Source organism: Chryseobacterium sp. ON_d1, from assembly GCF_006829085.1.
In the GTDB taxonomy this organism is placed as follows: domain Bacteria; phylum Bacteroidota; class Bacteroidia; order Flavobacteriales; family Weeksellaceae; genus Chryseobacterium.
In genome coordinates, this window is record NZ_BJTC01000013.1 from 100380 (window position 1) to 126825 (window position 26446).

Consider the following 26446-nt stretch of genomic DNA (forward strand, 5'->3'; position numbering starts at 1 on the left):
TTATTTTCTAAGCTTACTGAAAGAAGCCATCAAATAAAATAAAAACGGCAGAATAAATAATGATCCCAGCATCAATGCCCAGCCTAATGCAGCAATAGTTTTAGGCGGTGCCATATGCTGTAACAATGAAAGATGCTGTCCGTTACCTAACAGTATAATATCCGGATTATGCTGATAGGTAGCGGCCACAAGAATCATCACCATCTGAAAGCCTGCAAGAGCTCTTACCGGAAGTAATTTTTGGGTATTCAGTGCTCTTAAAATAAGCAGTAAAGCAACAGTAGCAAAAGCAATAGCCATAATTCCCAAAGGCTTTGAAAATATCCACATCAAAAGAGGAATATCTGAAAGGTAAGCAGTAGCAAATACCAGAATTCCTGTAATCACAACAAATATCATCGTCTGTTTTGATTTTCTTATCATTAATAGCAATTCTTCTTTCCCACGGGTTTCTCTTAATGAAAAAATAGATGCAAGATAAGCACACAACGCTACAGTAAAAAGTCCTACAGACACTCCAAACCAGTTAAGCCAGCTGTAAACATACAAATCAAGAAAACCTGTCGCATCAGGATTAATAGAGTGGGAAACTGTTGCAGCTGCAATTAACCCCAAAAAGAAGGGAGTTAAAAGGCTCGCATAATAAAATATCTGCGTATATAAAACCTGCCAGTTGTCCTTTACTGCGTCATAATGCCTGAACGTAAAAGCTGTTCCTCTTGCAATAATTCCTAAAAGCATTAAGACTAAAGGAATGTGAAGATAAGTAGACATAGTGGTATAAATCTCCGGAAAGCCAACAAAAAGGATAACGATGGCAATAATCAGCCACATGTGATTGGCTTCCCAAACAGGAGCAATAGATTCATACATAATCTCATGGGTTTTATGGCGGGCTTTTTTATTGGTGAACATTTCTACAATACCTGCTCCAAAGTCAGCTCCTCCCAGAATAATATAAAGACAGATGGATAGCCAGAGAAAGCCTATTACAATGTAAATCATGATTTTTTGTTTTTATCGTTAAACTGAGAATCGGTAGGGTCATAAAGTTTTGGTACCATCTGAATCTGCCTTTTTAAAAGGAAAATCAGAATCAGTGATAAGGATACAAAAATTGCGGTGAAGAAATAGAATGAATATTGTATTCCCGGCATCGGGGTTACAGCATCTACAGTTCTCATAATGCCATAAATAATCCATGGCTGTCTTCCGACTTCAGTTACGGTCCATCCCGCCTCCAGCGCAATGTAACCAAAAGGCGTTGCGATGAGGAAGGTTTTTAACAGCCAGTTTTTACTCAGCCATTCTTTTCTGAAGAAGAAGGCATACAAATAAACAGCTCCGATAACAATCATAACCACACCAAAGAAGATCATAATCTGAAAAGCATAATGAACAACTGCAATCGGAGGCCACTCATCTTTCGGGAAATCCTTAAGACCTTTTACTTCGGCATTGAAATCATTGCTTACCAGAAAGCTTAAAACTTTTGGGATTTTCACTGCATATTTCACTTCTTCATTTTTCTCGTCAGGAATTCCTCCAATCACGAATGAAGCTCCTTTTTCAGTTTCAAAATGCGCCTCCATAGCCGCAAGCTTGATCGGTTGTCTTTCTGCAACGGATTTGGCTGCAACATCACCACTCAAAGGCGCACCAAACGCCCCAATCAGGGCAAAACCCACCGCAATTCTAAACGCTTTGGTGTGAAACTCAATATTCCTTTTCCGCATGATCATAAAAGCATGAACTCCGGCTACGGCAAAACCTGTTGCACAAAATGCAGCAACCGTCATGTGAAGCGCCTGAGGAAACCAGGCATCATTGAACATTGCTTTGATCGGATCAATATTTAAGTATTGTCCGTTGATATAATCAAAACCTGTCGGGGAATTCATCCATGAGTTGGCTGCCACCACCAGAATTCCGGAAGCAAGCCCGCTTAGCCCCACAAGAAATCCGCAGAACCAGTGGAACCATTTATTGAACCTTTCCCATCCATATAAAAAGAACCCGATTGCAATGGCTTCAATAAAGAAGGCTGTCCCTTCCAAAGAAAAAGGCATTCCGAAAATAGGACCGGCATGTTTCATAAAACCAGGCCATAAAAGTCCAAGCTCAAAAGAAAGCATTGTTCCGGAAACGGCACCTGTAGCAAAAAGAATAGCTACTCCTTTGCTCCATGCTTTTGTGAGTCCTTTATATACTTCATTATTGGTCTTTAGATATTTCCAATGGGCAAAAGCCATCAGGAAAGGCATCACCATACCCACACAGGAGAATATGATATGAAAGCCCAGTGAAAGTGCCATCTGAGCACGCGCTGCTATAAAATCATCCATAATATCAACTTTTCAGTAAATAAATTTACGCATAAATTATTGATGTTGAATATGATTTACAACAGTTGATATTTCACCAATACACTTTAATTTTGATTCTTTTATTGACTTGTTTTCCTTTATGTTTTTACTAAGAATACTCTCCATTTTTTTGACACTTTTTAACTTTCATACCTCGAAAAAAATCACGATATTTGTAAGTCTTTGCACTGAGCAGGATTTTTAATATTTTATATGAGTCAAAAACAATATACAGCTAGTAGTATTCAGGCATTGGAAGGAATGGAGCACGTTCGTATGCGTCCTTCAATGTACATTGGTGATGTAGGAGTCCGCGGACTTCACCATTTGGTTTATGAAGTAGTAGATAACTCTATTGACGAAGCTTTGGCAGGGTACTGCGATACGATCTTCGTTAGCATCAAGGAAGGGAACGGAATTGAAGTAAGTGATAACGGTAGAGGTATCCCGGTTGATTTTCACGAAAAAGAACAGAAATCAGCCCTTGAGGTTGTAATGACTAAAATCGGGGCCGGAGGTAAGTTCGATAAAGATTCTTATAAGGTTTCGGGTGGTCTTCACGGGGTTGGAGTTTCGTGTGTGAATGCACTTTCCAATGAGATGATCACTACAGTTTACAGAGATGGAAACGTTTACCAGCAGATTTATTCCAGAGGAAAAGCACAGACAGGTGTTGAAGAGATCGGTCACAGTGAAAAAAGGGGGACCAAGCAGTTTTTCCAGCCGGATGATACTATATTTACAGAATTAGTTTACAACTACGATACATTAGCAAGCCGTTTAAGAGAGCTTTCTTACCTAAATAAAGGAATTACCATCACCCTTACCGATGAAAGAGAAAAATTGGAAGACGGATCTTTCCGTTCAGAAGTTTTTCACTCTGAAGGTGGGTTGAAAGAATTTGTTGCCTATATTGATGGTAACCGTGAATCTATTATGGAGCACGTGATCTTTATGGAAGGAGAAAGAGATGATATCCCTGTAGAAGTAGCAATGCGTTACAATACTTCTTTCAACGAAAATCTTCACTCTTATGTAAACAATATCAACACTCATGAGGGAGGAACTCACTTAGCAGGTTTCAGACGTGCTTTGACGAGAACTCTTAAGAAGTATGCTGATGATTTAGGGATTCCACAGAAAGAAAAAGTAGAGGTTACAGGAGATGACTTCCGTGAGGGATTAACAGCTGTAGTTTCTGTAAAGGTAATGGAACCGCAGTTTGAAGGACAGACGAAAACAAAATTAGGAAACTCTGAGGTTTCGGGAGCTGTAGATAAAATTGTAGGGGAAATGCTTACCAATTTCCTTGAAGAAAACCCTACTGAAGCAAAGCAGATCGTGCAGAAGGTTGTGTTGGCTGCAAAAGCAAGACAGGCTGCTAAGAAAGCCCGTGAAATGGTTCAGAGAAAATCTCCGATGGGAGGTTCCGGTCTTCCGGGAAAACTTTCTGACTGTTCTTCAAAAGATCCGGCAGAATCTGAGATCTTCCTTGTAGAGGGAGATTCCGCGGGGGGTACTGCCAAGCAGGGAAGAGACAGACACTTCCAGGCAATTCTTCCATTGAGAGGTAAAATCCTGAACGTAGAGAAATCTATGCTTCACAAAGTATATGATAACGAAGAAATCAGAAATATCTATACAGCTCTTGGAGTTTCCGTAGGAACTGAGGAAGACAGCAAAGCATTGAACTTATCAAAATTGAGATACCATAAAATCGTTATCATGACCGATGCTGATATCGACGGATCTCACATTTCTACACTGATTCTTACTTTCTTCTTCAGATATATGAAAGAACTTATTGAGAACGGATATATCTATATTGCTCAACCACCTTTATATTTATTAAAGAAAGGAAACAAAAAAGTATATGCCTATAACGAAAAAGAACGTGAAGAGTTTACTTTAGACATGGCTCCGGACGGTAAAGGTGTAGAGGTACAGCGTTACAAAGGTCTTGGAGAAATGAACCCTGAGCAGCTTTGGGAAACCACTCTTAATCCGGAACACAGAATTCTGAAGCAGGTGACCATTGATAATGCAGTGGAAGCAGACAGTATTTTCTCAATGCTGATGGGAGATGAGGTTCCGCCAAGAAGAGAGTTTATCGAGAAAAATGCAAAATATGCAAAAATTGATGCATAAACATTTTTAAAATATATAAAAAAAGCTTCTAATTATTTAGAAGCTTTTTTTATATTTGGACAAACCAAAAAAACAAATAATATGCTAACTCTTTTACAAACAGATCCTTATAATGGAACAGATGCAGTGTCTGGTGCAGCCGCTGCAGGTTTAGGGATCGGAACGTTATTCTTCGGATTACTTTGCTATATATTCTATGGATATTGCATGTACAGGATTTTCCAGAAGGCAGGAAGACAAGATGCCTGGGCTGCTTTTGTACCTATTTATAATACAATCGTATTACTGGAAATCGTGAAAAAACCAATTTGGTGGATCATTCTTTTCTTTATTCCTTTGGTGAATATCTATGCATGTTGGGTTGTTTATGACAGGCTTGCCAAGGGCTTTGCCAAAGAAACTCCTCTTTATACGATTCTGATTCTTATTTTCGGATTTATTTTCATTCCTGTATTAGGTCTTGGAAGTGATCAATACGATAGTAAACGTATTCCAAATGATCAATAAAATAATAAATAAAAAATTAACAGGCCTCAGCAATGAGGTCTTTTTTTATGGATAATGCATTGTACATGATCTGTAGAATTAATTGTACTCCTGTTTCATATTAATTCTACATGTTTTGAATTATAGGAATCGTAAATTATTCTAAATTTGAAAAGCAGACAATATGAAGTTTATCCCTTCATGCTGCAGAATATATATTCTTCTCCCAATATAGAATGAGTATAAATATTCTGCTTTAACTTTTCAGAAATTACTCATGAAAAGTTGATAATGTGTTCATAGCCTTATAGGTACATTTAAACAGTACTTTTTAAGTATTAGGTTAAGGGCTTCACCTGGTTGAAGCCTTTTATATTTTTTTTAACAGTTATTAAGATTTTCTTATTTTTGCATCATCTTAATAACTATGATGAAAATATTAGTCCTTGGGGCTTTATCTACCGCCTCATTATATTTTGCACAGAGCTATCCTGCTTCTGCAATTCCGGAGAATTTAAAGAAAAACGCTGATGTCGTTATACGAAAGGATTTTACAACCGTTAAGATCAATAAAATTGATGAAATAAGATACCAGTATAATACAGTAACCACGGTTCTGAATAAAGACGGAAACGAACAGGCCGCTGCTTATATTCCTTATGATAAATCAAAAAGTATTTCCAATATAAAGGTTACGATTTACGATGAAGCAGGTAAAAAAATAAAGAGCTTCTCAAAATCGGATTTTAAAGATTTTGCCAATAACCCTCAGGGAGTTTTTTATTCAGATAACAGGATTCTGGTATTTTCCTATACACCGGTTCAGTATCCTTATACTGTTGATTTTTCTTATGAAAGTGAAGATAAGAATACAATCTTCATCCAGGATTTTGTCCCTTTCCATTCTATTAAAATGTCTTTGGAAGAGGCGCAATTTAAAATTATCAACACATCAGGAATTGAGCTGCGTACCAAGATATACCCTTCAAAATATAATTATGCCTCTGTTGTTGAAAGCGGAAGTGGAAACGACAAAACATATTCATACAAAAATGTACCTGCAATAGAGGATGCTTTTATGATTCCACAGCCTGTTAAAATATTACCTTCGGTAAACTTTGCCCTTACAAAATTTAATCTGGCAGGAAAACAGGGCACTTTAAATAACTGGACGGATTTCGGAACCTGGTATTATAAAGATCTTGTAGAGCCGGTTTCAGCATCTACTCCTGCTATTAAAGCTGAAGTTGCATCTTTACAATTACAGGGATCTGTAGAAGAGAAAGTAAAGAAAATTTATCAGTATATGCAGAATAAAACGAGATATATTGCTGTTGGTCTGGGAATCGGGGGCTGGCTTCCCATGCAGCCTGATGAAGTTCATAAAAAAGGATATGGAGACTGTAAAGCCCTGACAAATTATATGAAAATCCTGCTGAATGAAGCCGGAATCCCATCGAAGTATTGTGTGATCAACTCCAGTTCTTCACAGGTTTCATTTGATCCTGAGTTTCCATCCATGGGTGGAAATCACGCTATTCTGATGGTTCCTACTGAAAATGGAAATATCTGGCTTGAAAATACTTCCCAACAAATCGCATTTAATCATTTAAGTTACAGTACGACTGATAGAAATGCACTTGCAGTAACTTCGAAAGGGATAGAGCTCATTAATACACCGGTGTATAAAGCTGAACAGAACAAAGAAAAACAGATATTGAGAGTTAACCTTAATGAGGATAACAGTATGATGGGGACCGGTAATTTTTCCTACACGGGAAATCAGTATGATTACAATTTGAGGTTGGCCAATCTTGATCCTAAAGAAAAGAATGATGCCATAAAAGAAAGATTTGGTGTTTTAAACTTTGAAAAAGTTGAAATGAAGAACTTTAATAATGACAGAGATCATGCTGTTATTACCTATGACCTTGATTTTAAGACTAATAATTTTTCAAAAAAAGCAGGAAACAGTCTTTTGTTCAGGTCTGTTCCTATTTTTTCAGATGTAGTTTATAAAACAGATGAAAACCGTGAACTTCCTTTTGAAGTGAATATGTCTTTTGAAGATGAATATGAAATTGCTTTTGTTCTTCCTTTGGGATATAAAGTTGATGAAACTCCCGATAACTCAGCCATCACTTCTGAATTCGGATCTTATAAGCTGAGCTTTGTCAAAAGTGACGGTCAGGTAAAAGTGATCAGAAAAATGCAGATTAATAAAGGATTATATCCAAAAGAAAAGTACAACGATTACATCAGTTTCAGAAAGAAGATTCTGAATATGGACAATTCGAAAATTTTAATAACAAAAATATAACCATGAAAAAAATAATAGTATTGCTTCTTTGCTCTGCCAATACAATACTGCTCAATGCTCAGAAGAAATATGAATTTCTGAATCCGCCTAAATTTAATGAGGCCGATCTGTCTAAAGCAAAGTCTTCATTAGATGAAAATGCTCCTGCTGAAATTTTGTACAAATCTGCTTATTTTATGGTAGATGCCACTACAGGAAATATGCATAAAAAATACTTTTACAGAGTTAAAATTTATGATAAAGATAAATCTGAGGATTGGCTAAATCTGGAAATTCCTATTTATAATATCGGTGCGAATAGAGAATCCTTAAATAAATTCAAAGCTTTCACTTACAATCTCGAAAATGGAAATGTAGTTCCTTTAAAAGTAGAAAAAAGTTCTCAATATAGAAGTAAAGAAGATAAATATGTTACTTTGACAAAATTTGCCTTTCCCGGTGTAAAAAACGGATCTGTATTAGAATATCAGTATGAAATAATCTCACCCTTTCTGTTTATTGTCCCAGAAGTATTGATAGAATCAGATACCCCCTCTCTGAACACTGAGTATGTTTTTGATGCACCAATCAATATGTCTTATAATGTAAACTATACTGGAGAAATTAGCCCTAAATACAGAGAAATGGATGAGCGAAACATCTATGGTTCTCAATATAAAACCTTTAGGTTTGCTTATGAAAATATAAAAGGCTTTAAAACTGAAAAATTTGTGAGAAATGACAGAAATTTCAGGACCAAAATAAGTGCAGAGTTGCACTCTACTCATTTTGGTCAGTTAAAACTGTATTCATCATCCTGGGATCAGATCGCTAAAAGACTTTATGAAAATGAAGATTTTGGTGAACAGCTTAAAAAAACAAAATTGGCTAAAGAAAATTTACCTGCTGGAGTTTTGGGAATGAAAACAGATATTGAAAAAGCCAACGCTATTTTTTCTTATGTCCAGAAAACATTTACATGGAATAAAGATAAAGGAATTTATACGCAAGACGGGATTAAGAAGCTTTTAGAAACTAAAACCGGAAATGCCGCAGAAATTAATCTTTTTTTAGTTATGATGCTTCGTGAAGTTGGTCTTAAAGCGGATCCATTGGTTATTTCCACAGTAGAAAACGGACTCATTAATCTGGTGTCACCTAATATATCCAATATGAATTTTGTGTTGGCTGCTATCAATTTGAATAATCAGTTGCATATCTATGACGCCACTTCAAGACAGTCTTCATTGGATGAAATTCCTCTTAAAAACTGGAATCAATATGGACTTCTGGTAACTAAAGAAAAAGCACTGCAGATTCAGATGACCAATATAAAATCAAGCAACACCTACCTTACTGCAAATGCAAAAATCAATGATGACGGAAGTATTTCCGGAACCTATTCAGACAAAGATACCGGTGCTTATGCTATGTATGCTAAAGACAGCTATGATGATAATGCAGAGAAATATAAAAAACAGTATAAAGAAAACTTCTCAATGGATTTCACCGATATCAACTCAAAAGTATTGGAAACTGGTGAATTTGAAAGCAGTATGAAGTTTTCTTCAACAAATCTTATTGATAGGGTAGGAAAAAAAATGATTATCAATCCGATGTTGTTTCTAAGTAAAAATTCCAATGAATTTGATCAGACTGAAGTCAGAAAATATCCTATCGATTTTGGATCGCCTATCACCAAAGTGAAAAAAGTAACTCTTGAAATCCCTGAAGGATATGTTGTTGAGGAAATGCCTAAAGCTAAAAAGATTACCACAGACGATAAAGAAATAGAATATAGTTACTATGTAGAGCAAAAAGGAAATAAGCTGGAAGTTACTACTACAATTAAAGTTAACAGTTCAGATTATCCGAAAGAATATTATCCTGCATTTAAACAGATTTGGGGAGTAGCTTCAAAATGTGAAAACCAGGTAATCAGCCTTGTTAAGAAGTAATTTTTTAACATGATTTAAATAAAAAATAAAAAAAATCAAAAACCATTCATCTTTTGAATGGTTTTTGTATTTATTATCAAAAAATGTAATTATGAAAAATACGATTGCTGTTATAGCATTATCTTCTTTCCTTGCAGTTACTGCCTGTAAGAAAAATGAAACGGCAGCACAAGAAGAAAAAACAGAAAGCAAAGCTTCAGAAGAATTTGTGGTAGACTCTGTAAAGGTCAATGATTCTACAAAAATTACAGACTCTTTAAAGGTAAGCTACACATCAAAGCTGTTGGTTTTTCCTACCTTAAAAGATAAAAAACTGCTGGACAGCATCTATTTCCAGAATGAAAAAATTAAAGATTTTTCCAAAGCCGGACTTCAGGCTTATCTTGATAAAGAAAAGAATGATTACTTCAATTCGATAAAAAAAGATAATAACGACTGGCTTTCAGATGTGACCTATGCGCAGAACTGGTATTCAAGCTCACATATGAATCTGATTTCTAATAAAAATGGTTATATGCATATCCAATATGTAGGAAGCGGATATGAAGGAGGAGCCCATGACAACTACGGATTTTCAGAAAGAGTTTTTGATCTTAAAAACAACCGAAAATTAGAGTTGAAAGATATTACCTCAATGCCTAAAAATAAGATTGAAGCTATTCTGATGAAAAATATTGATAAAATGAATAGTGGCACAATGGATGGTGACGGAGAAGTTAAGAATTCGGAAATGCTTTTAGTAGATAAAATCCCGGCTTCCGATAATTTCTATTTTGACGATAAAAATCTTTATTTTCATTACAGTCCATATGAAATTGCCGCTTTTGCTGCGGGAGATATTACAGTTCCGGTTTCATGGGAAGATCTTAAGGGGACTTTAAATGCAGAATTTAAAGATAGAATGAAAATTAAATAAATTAATGCTTCCAGTTCTGGAAGCATTTTTTAATTTTGTGGTAATGGAAAAAGTCGCTTTTATTATCAATCCTTTTTCGGCTAAAAAAAACTATCAGCCGTTTTTGAACGAACTTAAAACAAAGGTTAATAACCCATTGTATTATGTGTCAGAATCTATTCCCGGAACAGATGAATTCATTCAGACTTATTTCAAAGAAGTGGATATCTTTGTGGCAATAGGAGGGGACGGAACGATTTCCACAGTAGCCAAAAACTTAATCAATACAGAAAAAATTCTGGCTATTTTTCCAGCTGGATCAGGGAACGGCTTTTCCAATGAAACACAATTCAGTAAAAATCTGGATGAACTTTTAGGAAAAATAGAAGCAAAAAAATCCAGAAAGATTGATACATTTACGGTCAATGACAGGCTTTCTATCAACGTCTCAGGAACAGGATTTGATGGGAAAGTAGTCAAGGAATTTGAGAAAACAAGCCGTGGATTTAAAAATTATATTAAAGTTTCCCTGAAGACCTTCTTCAATTACAAACCCATCAAAGTGAAATTTTTTGATGAGGAGTATCAAAAGTATAATGGCAGATATCTGATGATGAATATCGCCAATACCCGTCAGTTTGGCAATAATGCTTATATTGCACCAAAGGCCAGTAAAAGTGACGGATTGGTTGATATGGTACTGGTTAAGAAATTTCCATTGACCTACTCAGCACTTTTTGCTTTCAGAATGTTTACCAAAAGGCTGAAAGATGATGAGTATGTCACGTATCTTCCGGTCTCTGAAATATCTTTTAAAGTCAATACCAAAAACTGGCATCTGGACGGTGAATTCAATAAAATCAAATCACCAGTTCACGTTAAAGTACAGCCTTCAAGTTTGAATATTCTGGTTTAAAGTTATAGGTTGCTGATGTAGCTGTTCTGGAAAACTTAATATTGCACTGTAAAAATTCAGGAACAAGAATCAGATTTTCAGGTTAAAAGTAGAGATTAAAAATCTGAATAGTTGTTTCAATGCGAAACAGTTATCTTTAATCCATAATCCCTGCAACCTAAAATCTGTCACCTGCGATCTGTTTATACTTCAAGCTTTTTCTCAACTTCATGAGGATGATCCAGGCAATAATGAAACTGATCCTTGTCAAGTTGCTTTTCCCAATTGGCTACCACTATTGTTGCCACAGAATTTCCAATAACGTTTGTTAAGGCTCTGCATTCACTCATAAATTTATCAATTCCAAGAATTAAGGTCATTCCGGCAATCGGAATTTCTGGAACTACCGCCAGTGTTGCAGCAAGAGTAACAAATCCTGCGCCTGTAACACCTGCTGCTCCTTTTGAGCTCAACATTGCTACCAAAAGCAGCATCAGTTGCTTTTCAATAGGAAGATGAATATTTAATGCCTGTGCAATGAATAAAGAGGCTAAGGTCATATAAATATTGGTCCCATCAAGATTAAAAGAGTATCCGGTAGGAACAACCAGACCTACAATAGCTTTTGAACAGCCTGCTTTTTCTAGTTTTTCCATGATTCCCGGAAGGGCAGATTCAGACGAGCTGGTTCCAAGAACAAGGAGAAGCTCTTCTTTAAGGTAGAAAAGAAGCTTGAAAATATTAAACCCATTATACCACGCTACTGCTCCCAATACCAGAATTACAAAAAGGATGGATGTAATATAAAATGTACCGACAAGAAATATAAGATTCAATACAGAATGCAGTCCATATTTACCAATTGTAAAAGCCATCGCTCCAAAAGCTCCTATCGGGGCAAGTTTCATGAGCATATGTACAATCTTAAATATTGGTGTAGATAAGTCCTGCAGAAAATCTGTTACTTTCTGACTCTTTTCCTTGGTAAGTACCAGAGCAACGCCCATTAAAATGGCGACGAGAAGTACCTGAAGAATGTTATCACCCACCAAAGGACTGAATAATGTCTCGGGAATAATATTCATGATAAAACCCGTAAGTGTTGATTCATGGGCTTTCGCCTGATATTGCGAAACATCACCTGAAAGAGTGGCTGGATCAATATTCAAACCATGGCCAGGCTGTAAAATATTTCCGACAAATAAACCGATAATAAGCGCAAGAGTAGAGAATGTGAAAAAATAAAGCATTGCCTTTATTGCAATTCTTCCTACCTTTTTTAAGTCGGTCATATGGGCGATTCCTAAAGTAAGGGTAATAAAGATAACCGGGGCGATAATCATTTTTACCAGTTTGATGAATCCATCTCCCAGCGGTTTCATCTTTTCTCCTAATTCAGGATAGAATTTTCCAAGAAGAATACCTGCAATAATGGCGATAATCACTTGAAAATAAATCTGATTGTATATTTTTTTTGCTTTCAAAGAACAGTCGTTTTGTTTTTTTAAGGGCGAAAATTAAGAAATTTATCTGAAAACATGACAAAAGTCATTGAAAAGAATCTTTACTGCCACTTTTACAGGAAATATAAAAACTTCGGCTTCATTCTGCAGATTTTACTCTGCCAGGAATGAAGCCGAAGCGTAATGTAATAATATCTTAAGGTCAGTTATTCTATGGCAACAGAATCATCTCCACGGCCGTCTGCTACTGCATGAATATTTCCGTTTTCATCAAGAACGATCATTTCTGTCTTTCCGATATATTTTGTTTTTTCTATGATATAATTTTTACTTTTCAATTCAGAAATTGTGCTTTCAGGGAAGTTGTTTTCTACAGTTATGGTTTCCGGAAGCCACTGATGGTGAAACTTCGGTGCATTTACTGATATATTGGCATTCAGTTTAAAATCTACAACATTCACAATTGACTGGTATACCGACGTAGGAATTGTTGTTCCTCCGGGGGTTCCCACAACCATATAGGGCTTTCCGTTCTTAAGAATAATGGTTGGAGTCATGGAAGAAAGCATTCTTTTATTAGGCTGTATGGAATTGGCTTCTCCGCCCACTGCTCCAAACATATTAGGGACTCCTGGTTTAATAGAGAAATCATCCATTTCATTATTTAAAAAGAATCCGGCTCCGGAAACTAAAACTTTACTTCCGTAGTATCCGTTAAGAGTTGTAGTTACTGAAGCAGCATTTCCATCCTTATCCAATACAGAGATATGAGTGGTCTGCATTGATTCTTTAGGCTGTTCTATGATCTTGCCAACTTCTGCGCTTGGAGTTGCTTTATCAAAACTAAAACTTTTCCATCTGCCTTTCAGGTATTCATCAGAGATCAGATAAGAGGTTTTGTCCTGAATAAAATCAGGGTCTCCCATATATTCAGCTCGGTCCGCATAGGCTCTTCTTTCCGCTTCTGCCATGATCTGAACAGCCTTTGTCGAGTTCTGCTGATACTTTTCAAGGTTTTCAAAACTTGCCATTCTAAGCATCTGGGCAAGAAGAACTCCGCCGCTTGATGGTAAGGGCATGGTGACAACATCATTTCCTTTATAGTCAAATTCAAGAGCTTTTCTTTCTGCAACTTTGTAGTTTTTAAGATCTTCCAGGGTGATAATTCCGTTGCCTCTTTTCATTTCAGCCACCAGAAGCTCAGCTGTTTTCCCTTCATAAAAACCTTTTGCGCCTAATTTTTGGATTCGTTTTAAAGTCTCGGCCAGGTCTTTTTGGATTAAAAGATCTCCGGCTTTCCATGGAGTATCTTTTACAAAAATGATGGAAGATTTATTGTGCTTCTGAAATTTTTCTCTTTGGTTATTCAGCATTTCTGCTTCTTTGTCCGTGATGGCAAAACCTTTTTCTGCAAGATCAATGGCGGGCTGGATAATCTTTTCCATAGGCAGCTTACAATACTTCAGCGTGGCAAAAAATCCTGCCACACTTCCCGGAATTCCTACTGCCAGCCTTCCGTTTTGAGAAAGGTCAGTATCTGCTTTTCCTTTTTTATCGATATACATATCCCTGGAGGCTTTTTTCGGAGCTGTTTCTCTGTAATCCAGCGTGAATTTTTCACCATTACTCTTTACTCCTACTAAAAATCCGCCACCACCAATATTGCCGGCCTGTGGATAGACAACGGCAAGGGCATACTGTGTTGCCGTAACAGCGTCATAGGCATTTCCACCCATCTTTAAGATTTTGGCTCCCGCTTCACTGGCCAGTGGATGTGCAGAGACGACGACTCCTTTATTTTTTACCTGTACTTCTTTGATAATATTAATATCTGTGAATTGAGCCAAGCTGAGCTGAGCTGCCAACAGCATCGAAGCAATTAAAATCTTCTTCATATGATTGTTTTTTCTTGAAACAAAATTATTGAATTTTCAGTGAATCACAGCCTGATGATCATTGCATTTGGTTTTTTCTTTCATTGAGATTATCTGATTGAAGATGAAGATGGTTATCAGAGAAATGTTTTTAAATACACCTTTTTTATTATGGTTGACATGTTTTTTTTACTTTTGTACAATTCTAAAAAAAATCTGAAAATGGAATCCTATACGGAAAGAATACTGATTACAGGTGCCCTTGGACAAATTGGTACCGAACTAACAAACAGACTTGTTGAAATCCACGGAGCAGAAAACGTTGTTGCTTCAGGACTGGACAGATGGCAGGAAGGGATTACTTCTGCCGGACATTATGAAAGAATGGATGTCACCAATACACAATTGGTAAGACAGGTGATCAAAGATTATGATATCACCACAGTGTATCACCTTGCTTCGCTTTTATCCGGAACTTCGGAAAAGCAGCCTATTTTTGCCTGGAAACTTAATCTTGAGCCACTCCTTCATTTTTGTGAAATGGCGAAAGAAGGACTCCTTAAAAAGATCTTCTGGCCAAGTTCAATCGCTGTATTCGGAAAAGGAATTCCAAAGCATGATGTGGGGCAGGATGTAGTGTTGAATCCGACAACTGTTTACGGGATTTCTAAGATGGCGGGGGAGAAATGGTGCGAATACTATTTCGATAAATATGGAGTAGATGTAAGAAGTATCAGGTATCCGGGATTGATTTCATGGAAGACTCCTGCAGGAGGTGGAACTACCGACTATGCCGTTGAGATTTTCTACAAAGCAATCGAAGAGGGAAAATATACAAGTTTTATTTCTGAGAATACAGGAATGCCGATGTTATATATGGATGATGCCATCAATGCCACCTTGAAATTGATGGAAGCACCAAAAGAAAGTTTAACGGTTCGTTCTTCTTACAATCTGGGTGGAATGTCATTTACCCCAAAAGAACTGGCTGAAGAAATCAAGAAAGAAATTACGGATTTTACGATCGATTATAACCCGGATTTCAGACAGGCTATTGCAGATTCCTGGCCGGCTTCTATTGATGATTCAGTAGCTAAAAAAGACTGGGGGCTGACGTATGACTTCGGGATTTCTGAAATGACAAAAGATATGATCAAGAATCTGAAAGTAAAATTAGCTAAGAATTAATAATGTGAAGTAATACTTTAAATAAAAATGTTTTTAACATCTGATTTTTAAGGTATTAAAATATTTATATAAAATTTAATTTAAATGGTATTGTTGACGTTTAACATCACTTGTATTGAAGCTGAAGTAAAAAAAGGCTTCCGGATTGCCGATGAAGAGCGATTGAAAATCATAGAAAATAATACCAAAGCAATTCTTAGAATTTTAGATATTCATGATATCAAATCAAGTTTTTTTGTAGAGATTTCTCTTACTGAAAAACTTCAGAATTTAATAAAAGCAATTTCATCCAAAGGGCATGAAATTGCTTTTTATAATAAAGGTTCAAATCCTGAAGAAATTGAAAATGCCAAAAAGAATATTCAGGATCTGCTGGAAAAACAGATCAGGGGAATCCGCCAGAAAGATATGAAAGTTCCACAGGATATTTTGAAGCTGATGGAGTTTAATTATGTTTCTAATATTGATAATGCCAATATTCTTTTTCCATTCAAAAGACTCAAAAGAGATACGGAAATTACAGAAGAAGACGGGCTGAGTATTGTGCCAGAGAGTATCTCTCCTTACAGTCAGCTTCCCTATAATGATTTTGTGTTCCAGATCCTGCCGATGAAATATTATCAGAATATGGTGCTGGAAACTTTGCAGAATGAAGAGTTTGTATTGATCTACCTGAATGCATGGCAGTTTACGGACTTCAAGCAATACCGTTTTGATATTCCTTTTTACCGGAGCTTATTTTCGGGCAAAAAAATGGAGGACAAATTAGATGCCCTCCTTACTTTTCTCAATGAAAGGGAAATGGCTACTTCCCGTATGAAAGATTATATATTTTAGGTGATAGGTTGCAAATATCAGGTGCCAGGTTGTAGGGATTAGGTAAAGGGTTTAAGGTTTGATGTTTGATGTTTGATGTTTGATGTTGTGTGTAGCACGTAACCCGGAATAAACTAACTCGCAACCAAACAACCAGCAACCAATAACCTGTATCCGAGCCCTGCATCTCTAGCTCAATTCAAAAAGCGTAATCTCAGGCAATACACCCACTCTTCCCGGATATCCCAATACTCCGAATCCTCTGTTGACATACAGGAGTTTTCCTTCGCTTTCATATAGGTCGGCCCATTTTGGGTATTTGTATTGGACTGGCGACCATTTCACGTTTTTAAGATCCAGACCAAACTGCATTCCATGGGTATGCCCTGAAAGGGTTAAATGAATGTTTGCAGGGTGTTTTTTTACCACATAATCAAAGTGAGTGGGGTCATGGCTCATCAGGATCTTCGTGGCAGATTCCGGTACATCCTTTAAAGCGTCATCGATTTTTCCGAATTGTGGAAATGGTTTCAATCCCCAGTTCTCAACACCTAGAATATAGAGTTTTTCACCGTTTTTTTCAATAACTCTGTGCTCGTTTCTCAGCATGTCAAATCCAGCCTGTTTTTCATAGCCAATCAGTGTGTCGAGGTTTTCCTTTTTGGCAGCAGGTGATTCCCAGGTTACATAATCCCCATAATCGTGATTGCCTAAGACCGCAAACTTGCCATCTTTAGCCTTGATTTTAGAAAACAGAGGAATAAACGGTTTGAATTCATCGGCAACATTATTCACCATATCTCCGGTAAACAGGACCAGATCAGGTTTCTGTTCATTGATCAGCTCAATAGCATGCTCTAATTTGCCGGGATCAGAGAAACTTCCGCTATGAACATCGGAAATCTGGATGATTTTATAGCCTTTGAAGCTTTTCGGAAGATTGGCAAAGTTTACTCTTACCCTTCTGACTTTATGTCTGTACTTTCCAAACGTGATTCCGTCTATGAAAAGAGCAGAAAGAACCCCGCTCATTCCTAATCCGACAAGACTCAGGAATTTTCGTCTTTCCGGGAAGAAGTTTTCTGAAGGTTGGGAAAAACCTATCAGATAGCCTCCGATTCTGATGATGTCATCAATCAATAAAAACAGGACCACGAAAATTTTCGGAAGGATAAAAATCAAAAATAATGAAATCATGATCTGGGCCCTTACCATGCTTCTGTCTGATCTTTGGTAATGGGTGACTTCATAAGCAAAGATTCCATACACGGCTAATGATATAATCCAATATCCGATTTTGATCCACGGGTTGTCAGTAAGTGTTCTGACGGCCTGATAAATATATACTTCCAAAAACAGGAAGATTCCGGCGATAATTAAAAAATTCTTTTGCATGTCTGATCAAAAAAAGCACAAAGAATAACTTCCCTGTGCTTTATATTTTTGTTTATTAAATATTATTAAGGAAATCTGTAAACGATAGCATTGATATTCATTCCGGCACCTACCGAAGTCATCACAATGTTACCTTTTTCTTTAAACGATTGACCCTCCATTTTTCCTTTAATTATTAAGTCATACATGGTAGGAATCGTTGCTACAGAAGTGTTTCCGAAATCCTGGATCGTCATAGGAGAGATGGCATGATCGTATTCTTTCACATCATAAAGCTTGTGAAGTCTTTCAATCATTGCATAATCCATTTTAGCATTTGCCTGGTGAATTAAGATTTTGTCTATATCTTCAATAGAAAGACCGGCATCGGTAATGGTATCCTTGATGGCAACCGGTACATTTTTCAGAGCGTATTCATAGATTTTTCTTCCTAACATTCTTACATACAGACGTCTCTGGTCAACTTCTTTATTGATGGAAGGAGCGTTTTCAAGATAGTTCAGTTCCGGACCATTGTCACAGATGGTATTGTGAGCGATAATTCCCACATTTTCTTCATCTGTTGCTTTTACGACTACAGCTCCTGCGCCGTCAGCAAAGATCATTCTGTTTCTGTCATGCGGATCTGTTACACGGCTTAAGGTTTCACCTCCTATGACCAGAATCGTTTTGGCTACCTTGGCTTTGATCAGGTTATCTGCCAGAATCATGGCTTCTACCCATCCAGGGCATCCGAAAAGCATATCGTAGGTTACGCACTTTCTGTTTTTGATTCCCAGTTTGTTCTTCACTCTCGCTGCCATGGTAGGCATAAAATCAGCATATCCGTGTTCAGTAACCTCCCCGAAATTGCTTGCGTAAATAATATAATCCAGATCCTCACCGTCTACTTTTGCATCTTCAAGAGCAATTTTTGCAGCTTCATAACCGATTTGTGAGTTGGAAAGATGATCCTCAATGAATCTCCTGTTTTCGATTTCTGTAATCTCTACAAATTTCGCAATGGTTTCTTCCACAGGCTTTTCAATCTTTACTCCGTCTTCAGTGTAGAACTCAGAATTCATGAAGTAATCTCTACCAATAACTCTGTTCGGAATATAACATCCAGAGCCAATAATGATCGTATTCGGCATTCGTTTATATGATTTTTTTAAAGTTGCAAAGTTAATAATTAATATTAATAACGGAGAATTAAAAATATTATTAAATTTGCAAAAATTGTACTTTACAATCTATGAAAAACAACTCATCCTTAAAAGGCTTACTTATTGCAGCTGTGGCGTTTATCGTTGCCTTTGGGATCTACTTCCTTTTTTTAGCCAAGAAGAATTATTATGTTGTAGATAATCCTACCCCGAACACTTATTATTTCAAGATCAATAACGGATCTGAAGGAATTATATCTGCGGGGCAGTATGTGCATGTGGATCTGAATAAAGGGAAAAACTCTATTCAGGTTTTTGATCAGAATAAAAAAATGCTTTATGATTCAGCATTTGAAGTGAATAAACTTCGTGGTCTGATCAATATTACACACCAGGATTACTATATCAATGATCAGTATTACGGGTACAACCTTAAAAAAGATTCATTACTGGCAGCCCTTGATAAAACGGTTATTGACGGAAAAGATTATTACGGAGGAGCGAAACGCTTCAATAAGCTTTATACAGAAGATTTTTATTACAATGTAGATGAGGACTATGATCAATTGATCAAAAATATCCAGAAAGTGGAATCAAGATCCAAAATCTTCAGAAAGCAGGATTACCTAAATTATTACAAAGAATATTACAAGTTTTAAGTTTTGACAAAAGATATCACCAAAGTTACTCCCTACAATTCAGAGGCTACAAAAAAAAGCCAGGTAGAGGATATGTTCGACAACATCGCACCGAAGTATGACCTTCTGAACCATGTTCTATCCATGAAAATTGACGTTTTATGGAGAAATAAACTGGTAAAATGGATGAAAAATGATAATCCGCAGGAAGTACTGGATGTGGCTACAGGAACGGGAGATCTTGCAATTACCATTGAAAAAGGAACCGGTTCCAAAGTAGTTGGATTAGATTTATCACAACAAATGCTGAATGTTGGCGTTATTAAAATAAAAAAACTTAAATTAGACGGCAAAATTTCCATGCAAAAAGGAGATGCTGAAAATTTACCCTTCGAGGACAATAGATTTGATGCTGTTTCCGTTGCATTTGGAGTTAGGAATTTTGAAAACCTTACCAAAGGTTTGGCAGAGTTAAGAAGAGTAGTTAAAGATAACAAGAGTGTTTATATACTGGAGTTTTCAAAGGTTGAGGGTTTCATGGGACCATTTTATATGTTTTATTTCAAAAATATATTACCTGCAATAGGCAGACTGGTTTCCAAGGATAATAGGGCATATACATACCTTCCGGATTCTGTAAATGCTTTTCCTTTCGGGGAGAAGATGAAGCAAATTCTTTTAGATACGGGATTTAAGAAAGTTGAATATAAAAAATTAAGTTTAGGTATAGCCACAATTTATAAAGCAACAAAGTAACCTATGAATAAATTTCTATTAAAAGCACTGGTTTTAACCTCAGTAAATGTTGCCGTTTTTGCAAACGCGCAATTCAGAACCCGAAACAGAATGGATAAGTTGGAGGATTTCGACGAACAGAAATTCAGTTGGGGGTTTTATTTGAACGGGAACAGACTGGATTACCGCATTGTTTTGCATCCGAAATACGGGATGAATGATAATGAAAACCTTGTTACCTCTAAGGAAAGTTATAGTTTCGGTGCCGGGCTTATTGCAAAATGGAGACTGAATGACTATCTTGACGTAAGAATAGAGCCAGGTTTACAGTTTGCACAAAGACAGTTGACTTTTAATACTCAATCCAATGATATTTATGCAGGCGGATCTTTGACCAACGATCCCTTTATGCCATTCCCTTTACAGGAAAAGGATAAAGTAAGAGAAATTAAATCTACTTTGATTGATATTCCGGTACTTTTGGAACTTCACGGACAAAGATGGTACAACTCAAGACCCTATGTTGCAGCAGGGGTGAACTATGTAGTAAACCTTCAGTCTAATGCAACTTCTACAGATGATAACATGCAGGGGATTTTCAGATCTACCACCCACAATTTTGCATGGTCTGCAGAAATGGGAATTCAGTTTTATTTCAACAAATTCAAACTGACTCCCGCTATCAGAGGAACATTCTTCATGAACAACGAAAAAGTGGCTGATAATGCCACTACACCTCCTTACTGGTCTTCTGCTATTTCTACATTGCAGACAAGAGCCGTAATGTTTGTTCTGAAATTTGAATAAAAAAAATTATTAAAAATACATAGGAGGTGCATCAGTACCTCCTTTTTTGTTAGTATATCAAAATATAGAGCGTTTTATTTTTGTTAGTGTTATTATTTTTTTATTTTTGCTTTTAGTTAGAATATACAAACCTGAAATGCTTCAAGATTTAGAAAACAATTTTTCAGAACTAGAGAGAAAGATTTCGACTCTGCAGAAGAACTATAAAAATCTTACGGAAAATTTAAAAGAATTAAGTATTGAGCATGAAGAACTGAAGAAGAAATATGATGAGGAAAGAAGAAAAAATCAGGTATTAGCAGAAGAACAAAAAAATATAAAACTTTATTCAGCAATATCAGGAAATCCTGAACACAATAGGTTAATGAAAAACCATATCAACAGATTGGTGAAAGAGATTGATTTCTGTATTGCTCAGCTTCAAAACAGTGGATTATAATGGAGATAAGGAGAATTACCGTCAACATTGCAGGAAGAGTGTATCCGCTGAACGTACCGGCAGCAGAGGAAGAAACTTTGCGTAAAGTAGGGAAGCAGATCGAGAATATGATTAAAGATTTTGAACAGAACTTCGATGTAAGAGATAAACAGGATGCTTTAGCAATGTGTGCCCTTAAACTTGGGACCAATGCAGAAGTGGTTTCTCTTAACTACGAGAAAAATATTAATTCTACCAACGAAAGATTAACGCAGATTAATCAGTCGTTGAATGAAATCGGGAAATAGATTTTTTTTCCTGAAAAATTACTGCCTACAATAATTCTAACACATTAAAGGTAAACTCAACGCTAAACAATTACCGAACAAATGTCCATTGAATGGCGTGCCAGACTTCCGGATTACAGACAGTGGAAATCAGTTCAAATCGTGTTGATTAGGAGTTTACTCTCAATCTCTGGATTATTGTAGGCTTTTTTTATTTAGATATGAATACAATTAAAACTCAATATATATTATGATAGAAGTTATAGTCGGTGTTGTTTGTTTGGTAATCGGGGCTGCCGTGGGAATGTTCTTTTCCAGAAGTTCTCTGAATACTAAAGCAAAATTCATCATAGATGATGCTAAGAAAAATGCCGAAAACCTTATAGAAAAAGCTAATGTACAGGCTGAATCCATAAAGAAAGAAAAAAACCTTCAGGCAAAGGAAAAATTCCTGGAGCTGAAATCACAGCATGATGCAGATATTCAGTCCCGTGAAAAGAAAATGCAGGAGGTTGAGAAAAGAATCAAAGACAAGGAACACAAACTGAATGACGAGCTTAGCAAGACTGGAAAACTTGAAAAAGATTTAGACAAGCAGATTGCAGACTACGCTAAGAAGAATGAAATTCTGGAAAGAAAACAGCAGGAATTGGATATTGCAACAACTAAGAAAGTAGAAATACTTGAGAAAATCTCCAACTATACGGCTGAAGAAGCTAAAGCAGAATTGGTAGAAACCATGAGAGCTGAGGCGAAAACAAGAGCACAGGCACATGTTCAGAGCATCATGGAAGAAGCTCAGATGAATGCCAAAAATGAAGCGAGAAAAATCGTTATTCAGACGATTCAGAGAATCGGAACCGAGCAGGCTATTGAAAATTCAGTATCCGTGTTCAACATCGAGTCTGATGAGGTAAAAGGTAGAATTATCGGTAGAGAGGGTAGAAATATCCGTGCTTTGGAAGCGGTAACAGGAGTAGAGATCATCGTTGATGATACACCGGAAGCGATCCTTCTTTCTTGTTTCGACCCGGTAAGAAGAGAAATTGCAAGACTGTCCCTTCACAGATTGGTAACTGATGGTAGAATTCACCCGGCAAGAATCGAAGAGGTTGTTGAAAAAACAAGAAAGCAGATCGAGGAGGAAATCATTGAAGTAGGTAAAAGAACAATCATTGATCTAGGAATCCACGGATTACACCCTGAGCTGATCAAAATCGTAGGTAGAATGAAATACCGTTCTTCTTACGGACAAAATTTACTGCAGCACTCAAGAGAAGTAGCCAACATCGCTGCGACTATGGCTGCTGAATTAGGATTAAATGTAAAATTAGCAAAAAGAGCAGGTCTTTTACATGATATCGGTAAAGTTCCTGAGCAGGAATCAGAATTACCACACGCATTGTTAGGAATGCAGTGGGCTGAGAAATATGGTGAAAATCCGGAAGTTGTTAACGCAATCGGAGCGCACCACGACGAAATTGAAATGAAATCATTATTATCACCAATCATCCAGGTTGCCGATGCCATTTCAGGAGCAAGACCGGGAGCCAGAAGACAGGTATTGGAGTCTTACATCCAGAGATTGAAAGATCTTGAATCTGCAGCATTAAGCTTCGATGGAGTATCCAGTGCCTATGCGATCCAGGCGGGTAGAGAACTGAGAGTAATGGTAGAGAGCGGAAAAGTAAATGATGAAGTAGCTTCTCAGCTTTCTTATGATATTTCTGAGAAGATTCAGAATGAACTGACGTATCCTGGCCAGGTAAAAGTAACCGTAATCAGGGAAACGAGAGCTGTAAATATTGCCAGATAATAATCAGAAAAAGATATTTAATAAAAACCTTTCAAGAAATTGAAAGGTTTTTTATTTTTATCAAAACTTAAAAATGCAAGAATTGTCCTTGTCTTCAAAACTGAAGTACATTTTTTCTATTCCCGTTATCATTTCTGCCCTTGGCTATTTTGTAGATATTTATGACCTCCTTTTATTTGGAATTGTCAGAATACCCAGTTTAAAAGCATTGGGCCTCAATCCGGATGCGGACGGAACCTTTATTCTGAACTGCCAGATGGTAGGGCTTCTTCTCGGAGGTGTTTTCTGGGGAATCTTCGGAGACAAAAAAGGAAGACTTTCCGTACTTTTCGGGTCTATTCTGGTATACTCTTTAGCCAATATTGCCTGTGGTTTTCTGCCTTATTTCCCAAAAGAGCATTTAGTGTACCAATATGCCGTTTTGAGGTTCATTGCTGGTATTGGGCTTGCCGGGGAGCTTGGAGCAGGAATTACGCTGGTTTCTGAAAGTCTGCCGAAGAATTTGAGAGCGATAGGAACCTCAGTTGTTGCCGGGTTTGGATTAATGGGAGCTGTAGTAGCTCAGCTTACAGTAGAACTTGCTGGTGGATGGAACATTTCTTATATTATCGGTGGAGTAATGGGCATCCTGTTATTACTGTTGAGAATCAGCGTATCTGAGTCCGGAATTTACAAGAATATTGAACATAAAAACGTCTCCAAAGGGAATTTTCTTTCTTTTTTCACGAATAAAGATCGCTTGATACGATACTTAAAATGTATTGCGGTAGGATTACCCACGTGGTATTGTATAGGGATTCTGGCGGTTTTAGCCAATCAGTTTGCCCCAGAAATGGGAATAAAGGATATCAACCCCGGAAAAGCAATTATGTGGGCTTATATAGGTATTTCTGCAGGGGATCTGCTGAGCGGTTTTATCTCTCATGCTCTAAAATCCCGTAAAATGGCGATCGTTTACATGCTGATCTTTACACTGATCGGAGTAGTCATCATGCTGTTTGGAAATACTGATACAGAAATGAAATATTATCTGTTTTGTGTATGGCTTGGCTTTGGAACAGGATATTGGGCTATGTTTGTGACACTGGCAGCAGAACAGTTTGGAACCAATATCAGAAATACAGCAACCACAACTGTTCCGAATATGGTAAGAGGGCTTGTACCGGTCATGATTCTGGCTTTTGATTCCCTGAAAGGTCATTTTCCGGTGGTGGAAAGTGCTGCAATAGTAGGAGCAGTGGTTTTTGGGCTGGCGTTTTATTCCTCGCTTACCATTTCTGAAACCCATAACAGAGACCTTGAATTTACAGAGTAATTCAAACTGTTTAAAAAATGAAAATAAAGGATTACTTATTTTGAATATAATAATTACGTTAGAATCAATAAATTATTAATTTTTATACTAATTTTTGTTGCGTGTAATTAATATTTGTTTAACTTTGGAAAGTAACTAAAAACTATATTGTTTAATCAAACTAAATCTCATGAACATTATGAAAAATGCTAAAAAACTAAGAAAGCAGGACCTTAAAAATATCGCAGGAGGAGTAAGCGGAAATCCTGATCTGTCTCTTTGCGGATGCAGCTGCTCAGGAGCCGTAACAGGTCCATGGTATTGCGTACAGTACATCGGTTGTCCACAGGTTTATACTTGTGGTGAGTCAGCCATATAAAGAAAATTATTTCAGTATGAAATAAACATTTCCACATTTAATATGCAGGACCCTTTTGATTTCAAAAGGGTCCTGCTCTTTTAACGGATGATATAAAGAAGGCTTCCGATACTTATGATAACCCAAAGAAGCACTGCCGCTGACAAAGGTTTTAATCCTATTGATTTCAGAGTCCGAAGGGAAAGGGTTGAACCAATAAAAAACAGAGTAAGATTCAATCCGGATTTAGCTAAAACAGTTATTGAAGTACTGAAACGGTCAAAAAAGGGGAAATATGTATTCAAAATAATAGCTGCAATAAAATAACCGATGAACCATGGAATCTTTATTTTTGAACCTTTACTTTTAAAAATGAACATGGTTATCAATGAAACAGGGATGATCCATAAGGCACGGGCCAATTTCACTGTGGTGGCTATTTTCAGAGCCTCATCCCCATATTTACTGGCGGCACCCACTACAGAGCTTGTATCATGAATTCCCACTGCGCACCAAAGCCCGAACTGCTGCTGTGTAAGATTCAACAGATGTCCTATGGCAGGATATACAAATAACGCAACAGAATTTAAGGTAAATATGATAGCCAGTGCAAGGGAAATCTGTTTCGTATTGGGTTTGATGATAGGGGAGATTGCGGCAATTGCACTCCCGCCACAGATAGCAGTTCCTGCGGATAGCAGGTAAGATAAAGGTCTTTCCAGTTTGAATATTTTTCCCAGAAAATATCCCAAGACCATTACAGTAACAATACTTACAACAGTCAGTATCAAACCTGTTTTTCCAGCTTGAAGCGCTTCATCGAGCTTCAGTCCGAATCCAAGACCTACAATCGAAATCTGCAGCAGCACATGAATATATTGGTGAAGATGTTTCTCAAATGGGTTTCCGATGAGAACAGCCAGGATAAATCCCAAAGCCAGTGCTATTGGTGAAGATATAAATGGTGTCAGGCATACAACAGCCAAAACGATAAAAAATATTTTCCGGGTCATTTCATGCTGAATGAAATTTTTCATAATGCGAATTTTTAAAATCTGCACCAAAATTCCGGAATAAAGTATAACAGTATAAATCGTATTTTGTTATATTGGATAACTAAAAGTTATAGTAAAATGTAAAATGTAAAATGTGAAATGTGAAATGT

At 36.9% G+C, this 26446-nt stretch carries 23 protein-coding genes; 16 read left to right on the forward strand and 7 right to left on the reverse strand.

Features of this window, described 5'->3' with window-relative positions; all coding sequences use genetic code 11:
* Positions 1 to 1005 (reverse strand): cytochrome d ubiquinol oxidase subunit II, encoded by a 1005-nt coding sequence (locus tag CRS_RS19455; protein ID WP_142725620.1) that lies wholly within the window; start codon positions 1003 to 1005, stop codon positions 1 to 3.
* On the reverse strand, positions 1002 to 2345 hold the full coding sequence (locus tag CRS_RS19460) for a cytochrome ubiquinol oxidase subunit I (RefSeq protein WP_142725621.1): 1344 nt from the start codon (positions 2343 to 2345) through the stop codon (positions 1002 to 1004). The genes CRS_RS19455 and CRS_RS19460 overlap by 4 nt, the downstream gene beginning before the upstream one ends.
* Before the next feature lie 234 nt (positions 2346 to 2579).
* On the opposite strand from CRS_RS19460, the gene gyrB reads away from it, so the two are divergent.
* The 6 genes from gyrB (at position 2580) to CRS_RS19490 (ending at position 11068) form a co-directional block, all read left to right on the forward strand.
* Positions 2580 to 4514, forward strand: a complete 1935-nt coding sequence (gene gyrB, locus CRS_RS19465; protein ID WP_142725622.1) for a DNA topoisomerase (ATP-hydrolyzing) subunit B — start codon at positions 2580 to 2582, stop codon at positions 4512 to 4514.
* Positions 4515 to 4595: 81 nt separating this feature from the next.
* Positions 4596 to 5021 carry a DUF5684 domain-containing protein gene (locus CRS_RS19470; protein WP_142725623.1) on the forward strand — a complete coding sequence of 142 codons (426 nt, stop codon included), beginning with the start codon at positions 4596 to 4598 and terminating at the stop codon, positions 5019 to 5021.
* 406 nt (positions 5022 to 5427) lie between these two features.
* Positions 5428 to 7320, forward strand: coding sequence for a DUF3857 domain-containing protein (locus CRS_RS19475; RefSeq protein ID WP_142725624.1), 1893 nt, complete (start codon positions 5428 to 5430; stop codon positions 7318 to 7320).
* A 2-nt stretch (positions 7321 to 7322) separates the two neighbouring features.
* Complete coding sequence (locus CRS_RS19480; protein ID WP_142725625.1) at positions 7323 to 9257, forward strand: DUF3857 domain-containing protein; 1935 nt, start codon at positions 7323 to 7325, stop codon at positions 9255 to 9257.
* Between the two features lie 91 nt (positions 9258 to 9348).
* A complete protein-coding gene (locus CRS_RS19485) occupies positions 9349 to 10173 on the forward strand; it encodes an RsiV family protein (protein ID WP_142725626.1) in 825 nt (274 codons plus the stop codon).
* Positions 10174 to 10177: 4 nt separating this feature from the next.
* The gene (locus CRS_RS19490) at positions 10178 to 11068 is read left to right on the forward strand and encodes a diacylglycerol kinase family protein (RefSeq protein ID WP_373995769.1); all 891 of its coding nucleotides are present in this window, start codon (positions 10178 to 10180) and stop codon (positions 11066 to 11068) included.
* Positions 11069 to 11250: 182 nt separating this feature from the next.
* Here CRS_RS19490 and CRS_RS19495 read toward each other — a convergent pair whose 3' ends face one another.
* Both CRS_RS19495 and ggt read right to left on the reverse strand, forming a co-directional pair.
* Complete coding sequence (locus tag CRS_RS19495; RefSeq protein ID WP_142725627.1) at positions 11251 to 12531, reverse strand: dicarboxylate/amino acid:cation symporter; 1281 nt, start codon at positions 12529 to 12531, stop codon at positions 11251 to 11253.
* 185 nt (positions 12532 to 12716) lie between these two features.
* On the reverse strand, positions 12717 to 14405 hold the full coding sequence (gene ggt / locus CRS_RS19500) for a gamma-glutamyltransferase (protein WP_142725628.1): 1689 nt from the start codon (positions 14403 to 14405) through the stop codon (positions 12717 to 12719).
* A gap of 201 nt (positions 14406 to 14606) precedes the next feature.
* Between ggt and CRS_RS19505 the strand changes: the two genes are divergently transcribed.
* Together CRS_RS19505 and CRS_RS19510 are read left to right on the forward strand one after the other, a co-directional pair.
* Positions 14607 to 15572: an NAD-dependent epimerase/dehydratase family protein gene (locus CRS_RS19505; protein ID WP_142725629.1), complete on the forward strand. Its 966-nt coding sequence runs from the start codon at positions 14607 to 14609 to the stop codon at positions 15570 to 15572.
* Between the two features lie 84 nt (positions 15573 to 15656).
* The gene (locus CRS_RS19510; RefSeq protein WP_142725630.1) at positions 15657 to 16409 is read left to right on the forward strand and encodes a polysaccharide deacetylase; all 753 of its coding nucleotides are present in this window, start codon (positions 15657 to 15659) and stop codon (positions 16407 to 16409) included.
* Positions 16410 to 16577: 168 nt separating this feature from the next.
* Here the strand turns inward: CRS_RS19510 and CRS_RS19515 are convergent, their stop codons facing one another.
* A complete protein-coding gene (locus tag CRS_RS19515; protein WP_142725631.1) occupies positions 16578 to 17783 on the reverse strand; it encodes a metallophosphoesterase in 1206 nt (401 codons plus the stop codon).
* Between the two features lie 65 nt (positions 17784 to 17848).
* On the reverse strand, positions 17849 to 18916 hold the full coding sequence (locus tag CRS_RS19520) for a 3-oxoacyl-ACP synthase III family protein (RefSeq protein ID WP_002980530.1): 1068 nt from the start codon (positions 18914 to 18916) through the stop codon (positions 17849 to 17851).
* A 101-nt stretch (positions 18917 to 19017) separates the two neighbouring features.
* On the opposite strand from CRS_RS19520, the gene CRS_RS19525 reads away from it, so the two are divergent.
* The 8 genes from CRS_RS19525 (at position 19018) to CRS_RS19560 (ending at position 25302) form a co-directional block, all read left to right on the forward strand.
* Positions 19018 to 19587, forward strand: a complete 570-nt coding sequence (locus CRS_RS19525) for a hypothetical protein (RefSeq protein ID WP_142725632.1) — start codon at positions 19018 to 19020, stop codon at positions 19585 to 19587.
* 3 nt (positions 19588 to 19590) lie between these two features.
* Complete coding sequence (ubiE, locus tag CRS_RS19530; protein WP_002980528.1) at positions 19591 to 20322, forward strand: bifunctional demethylmenaquinone methyltransferase/2-methoxy-6-polyprenyl-1,4-benzoquinol methylase UbiE; 732 nt, start codon at positions 19591 to 19593, stop codon at positions 20320 to 20322.
* Between the two features lie 3 nt (positions 20323 to 20325).
* Positions 20326 to 21108 carry a porin family protein gene (locus CRS_RS19535; RefSeq protein WP_142725633.1) on the forward strand — a complete coding sequence of 261 codons (783 nt, stop codon included), beginning with the start codon at positions 20326 to 20328 and terminating at the stop codon, positions 21106 to 21108.
* Between the two features lie 46 nt (positions 21109 to 21154).
* Positions 21155 to 21547: a hypothetical protein gene (locus CRS_RS19540; protein WP_228451302.1), complete on the forward strand. Its 393-nt coding sequence runs from the start codon at positions 21155 to 21157 to the stop codon at positions 21545 to 21547.
* Positions 21547 to 21834 (forward strand): cell division protein ZapA, encoded by a 288-nt coding sequence (locus tag CRS_RS19545; protein ID WP_077415090.1) that lies wholly within the window; start codon positions 21547 to 21549, stop codon positions 21832 to 21834. The genes CRS_RS19540 and CRS_RS19545 overlap by 1 nt, the downstream gene beginning before the upstream one ends.
* Positions 21835 to 22063: 229 nt before the next feature.
* The gene (rny, locus tag CRS_RS19550; RefSeq protein ID WP_172617113.1) at positions 22064 to 23629 is read left to right on the forward strand and encodes a ribonuclease Y; all 1566 of its coding nucleotides are present in this window, start codon (positions 22064 to 22066) and stop codon (positions 23627 to 23629) included.
* 73 nt (positions 23630 to 23702) lie between these two features.
* The gene (locus tag CRS_RS19555) at positions 23703 to 24944 is read left to right on the forward strand and encodes an MFS transporter (RefSeq protein ID WP_142725635.1); all 1242 of its coding nucleotides are present in this window, start codon (positions 23703 to 23705) and stop codon (positions 24942 to 24944) included.
* Between the two features lie 169 nt (positions 24945 to 25113).
* Positions 25114 to 25302: a hypothetical protein gene (locus CRS_RS19560; protein WP_142725636.1), complete on the forward strand. Its 189-nt coding sequence runs from the start codon at positions 25114 to 25116 to the stop codon at positions 25300 to 25302.
* A gap of 80 nt (positions 25303 to 25382) precedes the next feature.
* On the opposite strand, the gene CRS_RS19565 is transcribed toward CRS_RS19560, so the two are convergent.
* A complete protein-coding gene (locus CRS_RS19565) occupies positions 25383 to 26318 on the reverse strand; it encodes a YeiH family protein (RefSeq protein WP_142725637.1) in 936 nt (311 codons plus the stop codon).
* Positions 26319 to 26446: the final 128 nt, after the last annotated feature.

Bases quoted from the DNA above. Each gene is read 5' to 3' on its own strand.
- CRS_RS19475 (WP_142725624.1), top strand. From the start codon at position 5,428: ATGATGAAAATATTAGTCCTTGGGGCTTTATCTACCGCCTCATTATAT.
- CRS_RS19470 (WP_142725623.1), top strand. From the start codon at position 4,596: ATGCTAACTCTTTTACAAACAGATCCTTATAATGGAACAGATGCAGTG.
- CRS_RS19505 (WP_142725629.1), top strand. From the start codon at position 14,607: ATGGAATCCTATACGGAAAGAATACTGATTACAGGTGCCCTTGGACAA.
- rny (WP_172617113.1), top strand. From the start codon at position 22,064: ATGATAGAAGTTATAGTCGGTGTTGTTTGTTTGGTAATCGGGGCTGCC.
- CRS_RS19535 (WP_142725633.1), top strand. From the start codon at position 20,326: ATGAATAAATTTCTATTAAAAGCACTGGTTTTAACCTCAGTAAATGTT.
- CRS_RS19560 (WP_142725636.1), top strand. From the start codon at position 25,114: ATGAACATTATGAAAAATGCTAAAAAACTAAGAAAGCAGGACCTTAAA.
- CRS_RS19460 (WP_142725621.1), bottom strand. From the start codon at position 2,345: ATGGATGATTTTATAGCAGCGCGTGCTCAGATGGCACTTTCACTGGGC.
- ggt (WP_142725628.1), bottom strand. From the start codon at position 14,405: ATGAAGAAGATTTTAATTGCTTCGATGCTGTTGGCAGCTCAGCTCAGC.
- CRS_RS19480 (WP_142725625.1), top strand. From the start codon at position 7,323: ATGAAAAAAATAATAGTATTGCTTCTTTGCTCTGCCAATACAATACTG.
- gyrB (WP_142725622.1), top strand. From the start codon at position 2,580: ATGAGTCAAAAACAATATACAGCTAGTAGTATTCAGGCATTGGAAGGA.
- CRS_RS19545 (WP_077415090.1), top strand. From the start codon at position 21,547: ATGGAGATAAGGAGAATTACCGTCAACATTGCAGGAAGAGTGTATCCG.
- CRS_RS19525 (WP_142725632.1), top strand. From the start codon at position 19,018: ATGAAAAACAACTCATCCTTAAAAGGCTTACTTATTGCAGCTGTGGCG.
- CRS_RS19515 (WP_142725631.1), bottom strand. From the start codon at position 17,783: ATGCAAAAGAATTTTTTAATTATCGCCGGAATCTTCCTGTTTTTGGAA.
- CRS_RS19455 (WP_142725620.1), bottom strand. From the start codon at position 1,005: ATGATTTACATTGTAATAGGCTTTCTCTGGCTATCCATCTGTCTTTAT.
- CRS_RS19490 (WP_373995769.1), top strand. From the start codon at position 10,178: ATGCTTCCAGTTCTGGAAGCATTTTTTAATTTTGTGGTAATGGAAAAA.
- CRS_RS19520 (WP_002980530.1), bottom strand. From the start codon at position 18,916: ATGCCGAATACGATCATTATTGGCTCTGGATGTTATATTCCGAACAGA.
- CRS_RS19510 (WP_142725630.1), top strand. From the start codon at position 15,657: ATGGTATTGTTGACGTTTAACATCACTTGTATTGAAGCTGAAGTAAAA.
- CRS_RS19485 (WP_142725626.1), top strand. From the start codon at position 9,349: ATGAAAAATACGATTGCTGTTATAGCATTATCTTCTTTCCTTGCAGTT.
- CRS_RS19555 (WP_142725635.1), top strand. From the start codon at position 23,703: ATGCAAGAATTGTCCTTGTCTTCAAAACTGAAGTACATTTTTTCTATT.
- CRS_RS19565 (WP_142725637.1), bottom strand. From the start codon at position 26,318: ATGAAAAATTTCATTCAGCATGAAATGACCCGGAAAATATTTTTTATC.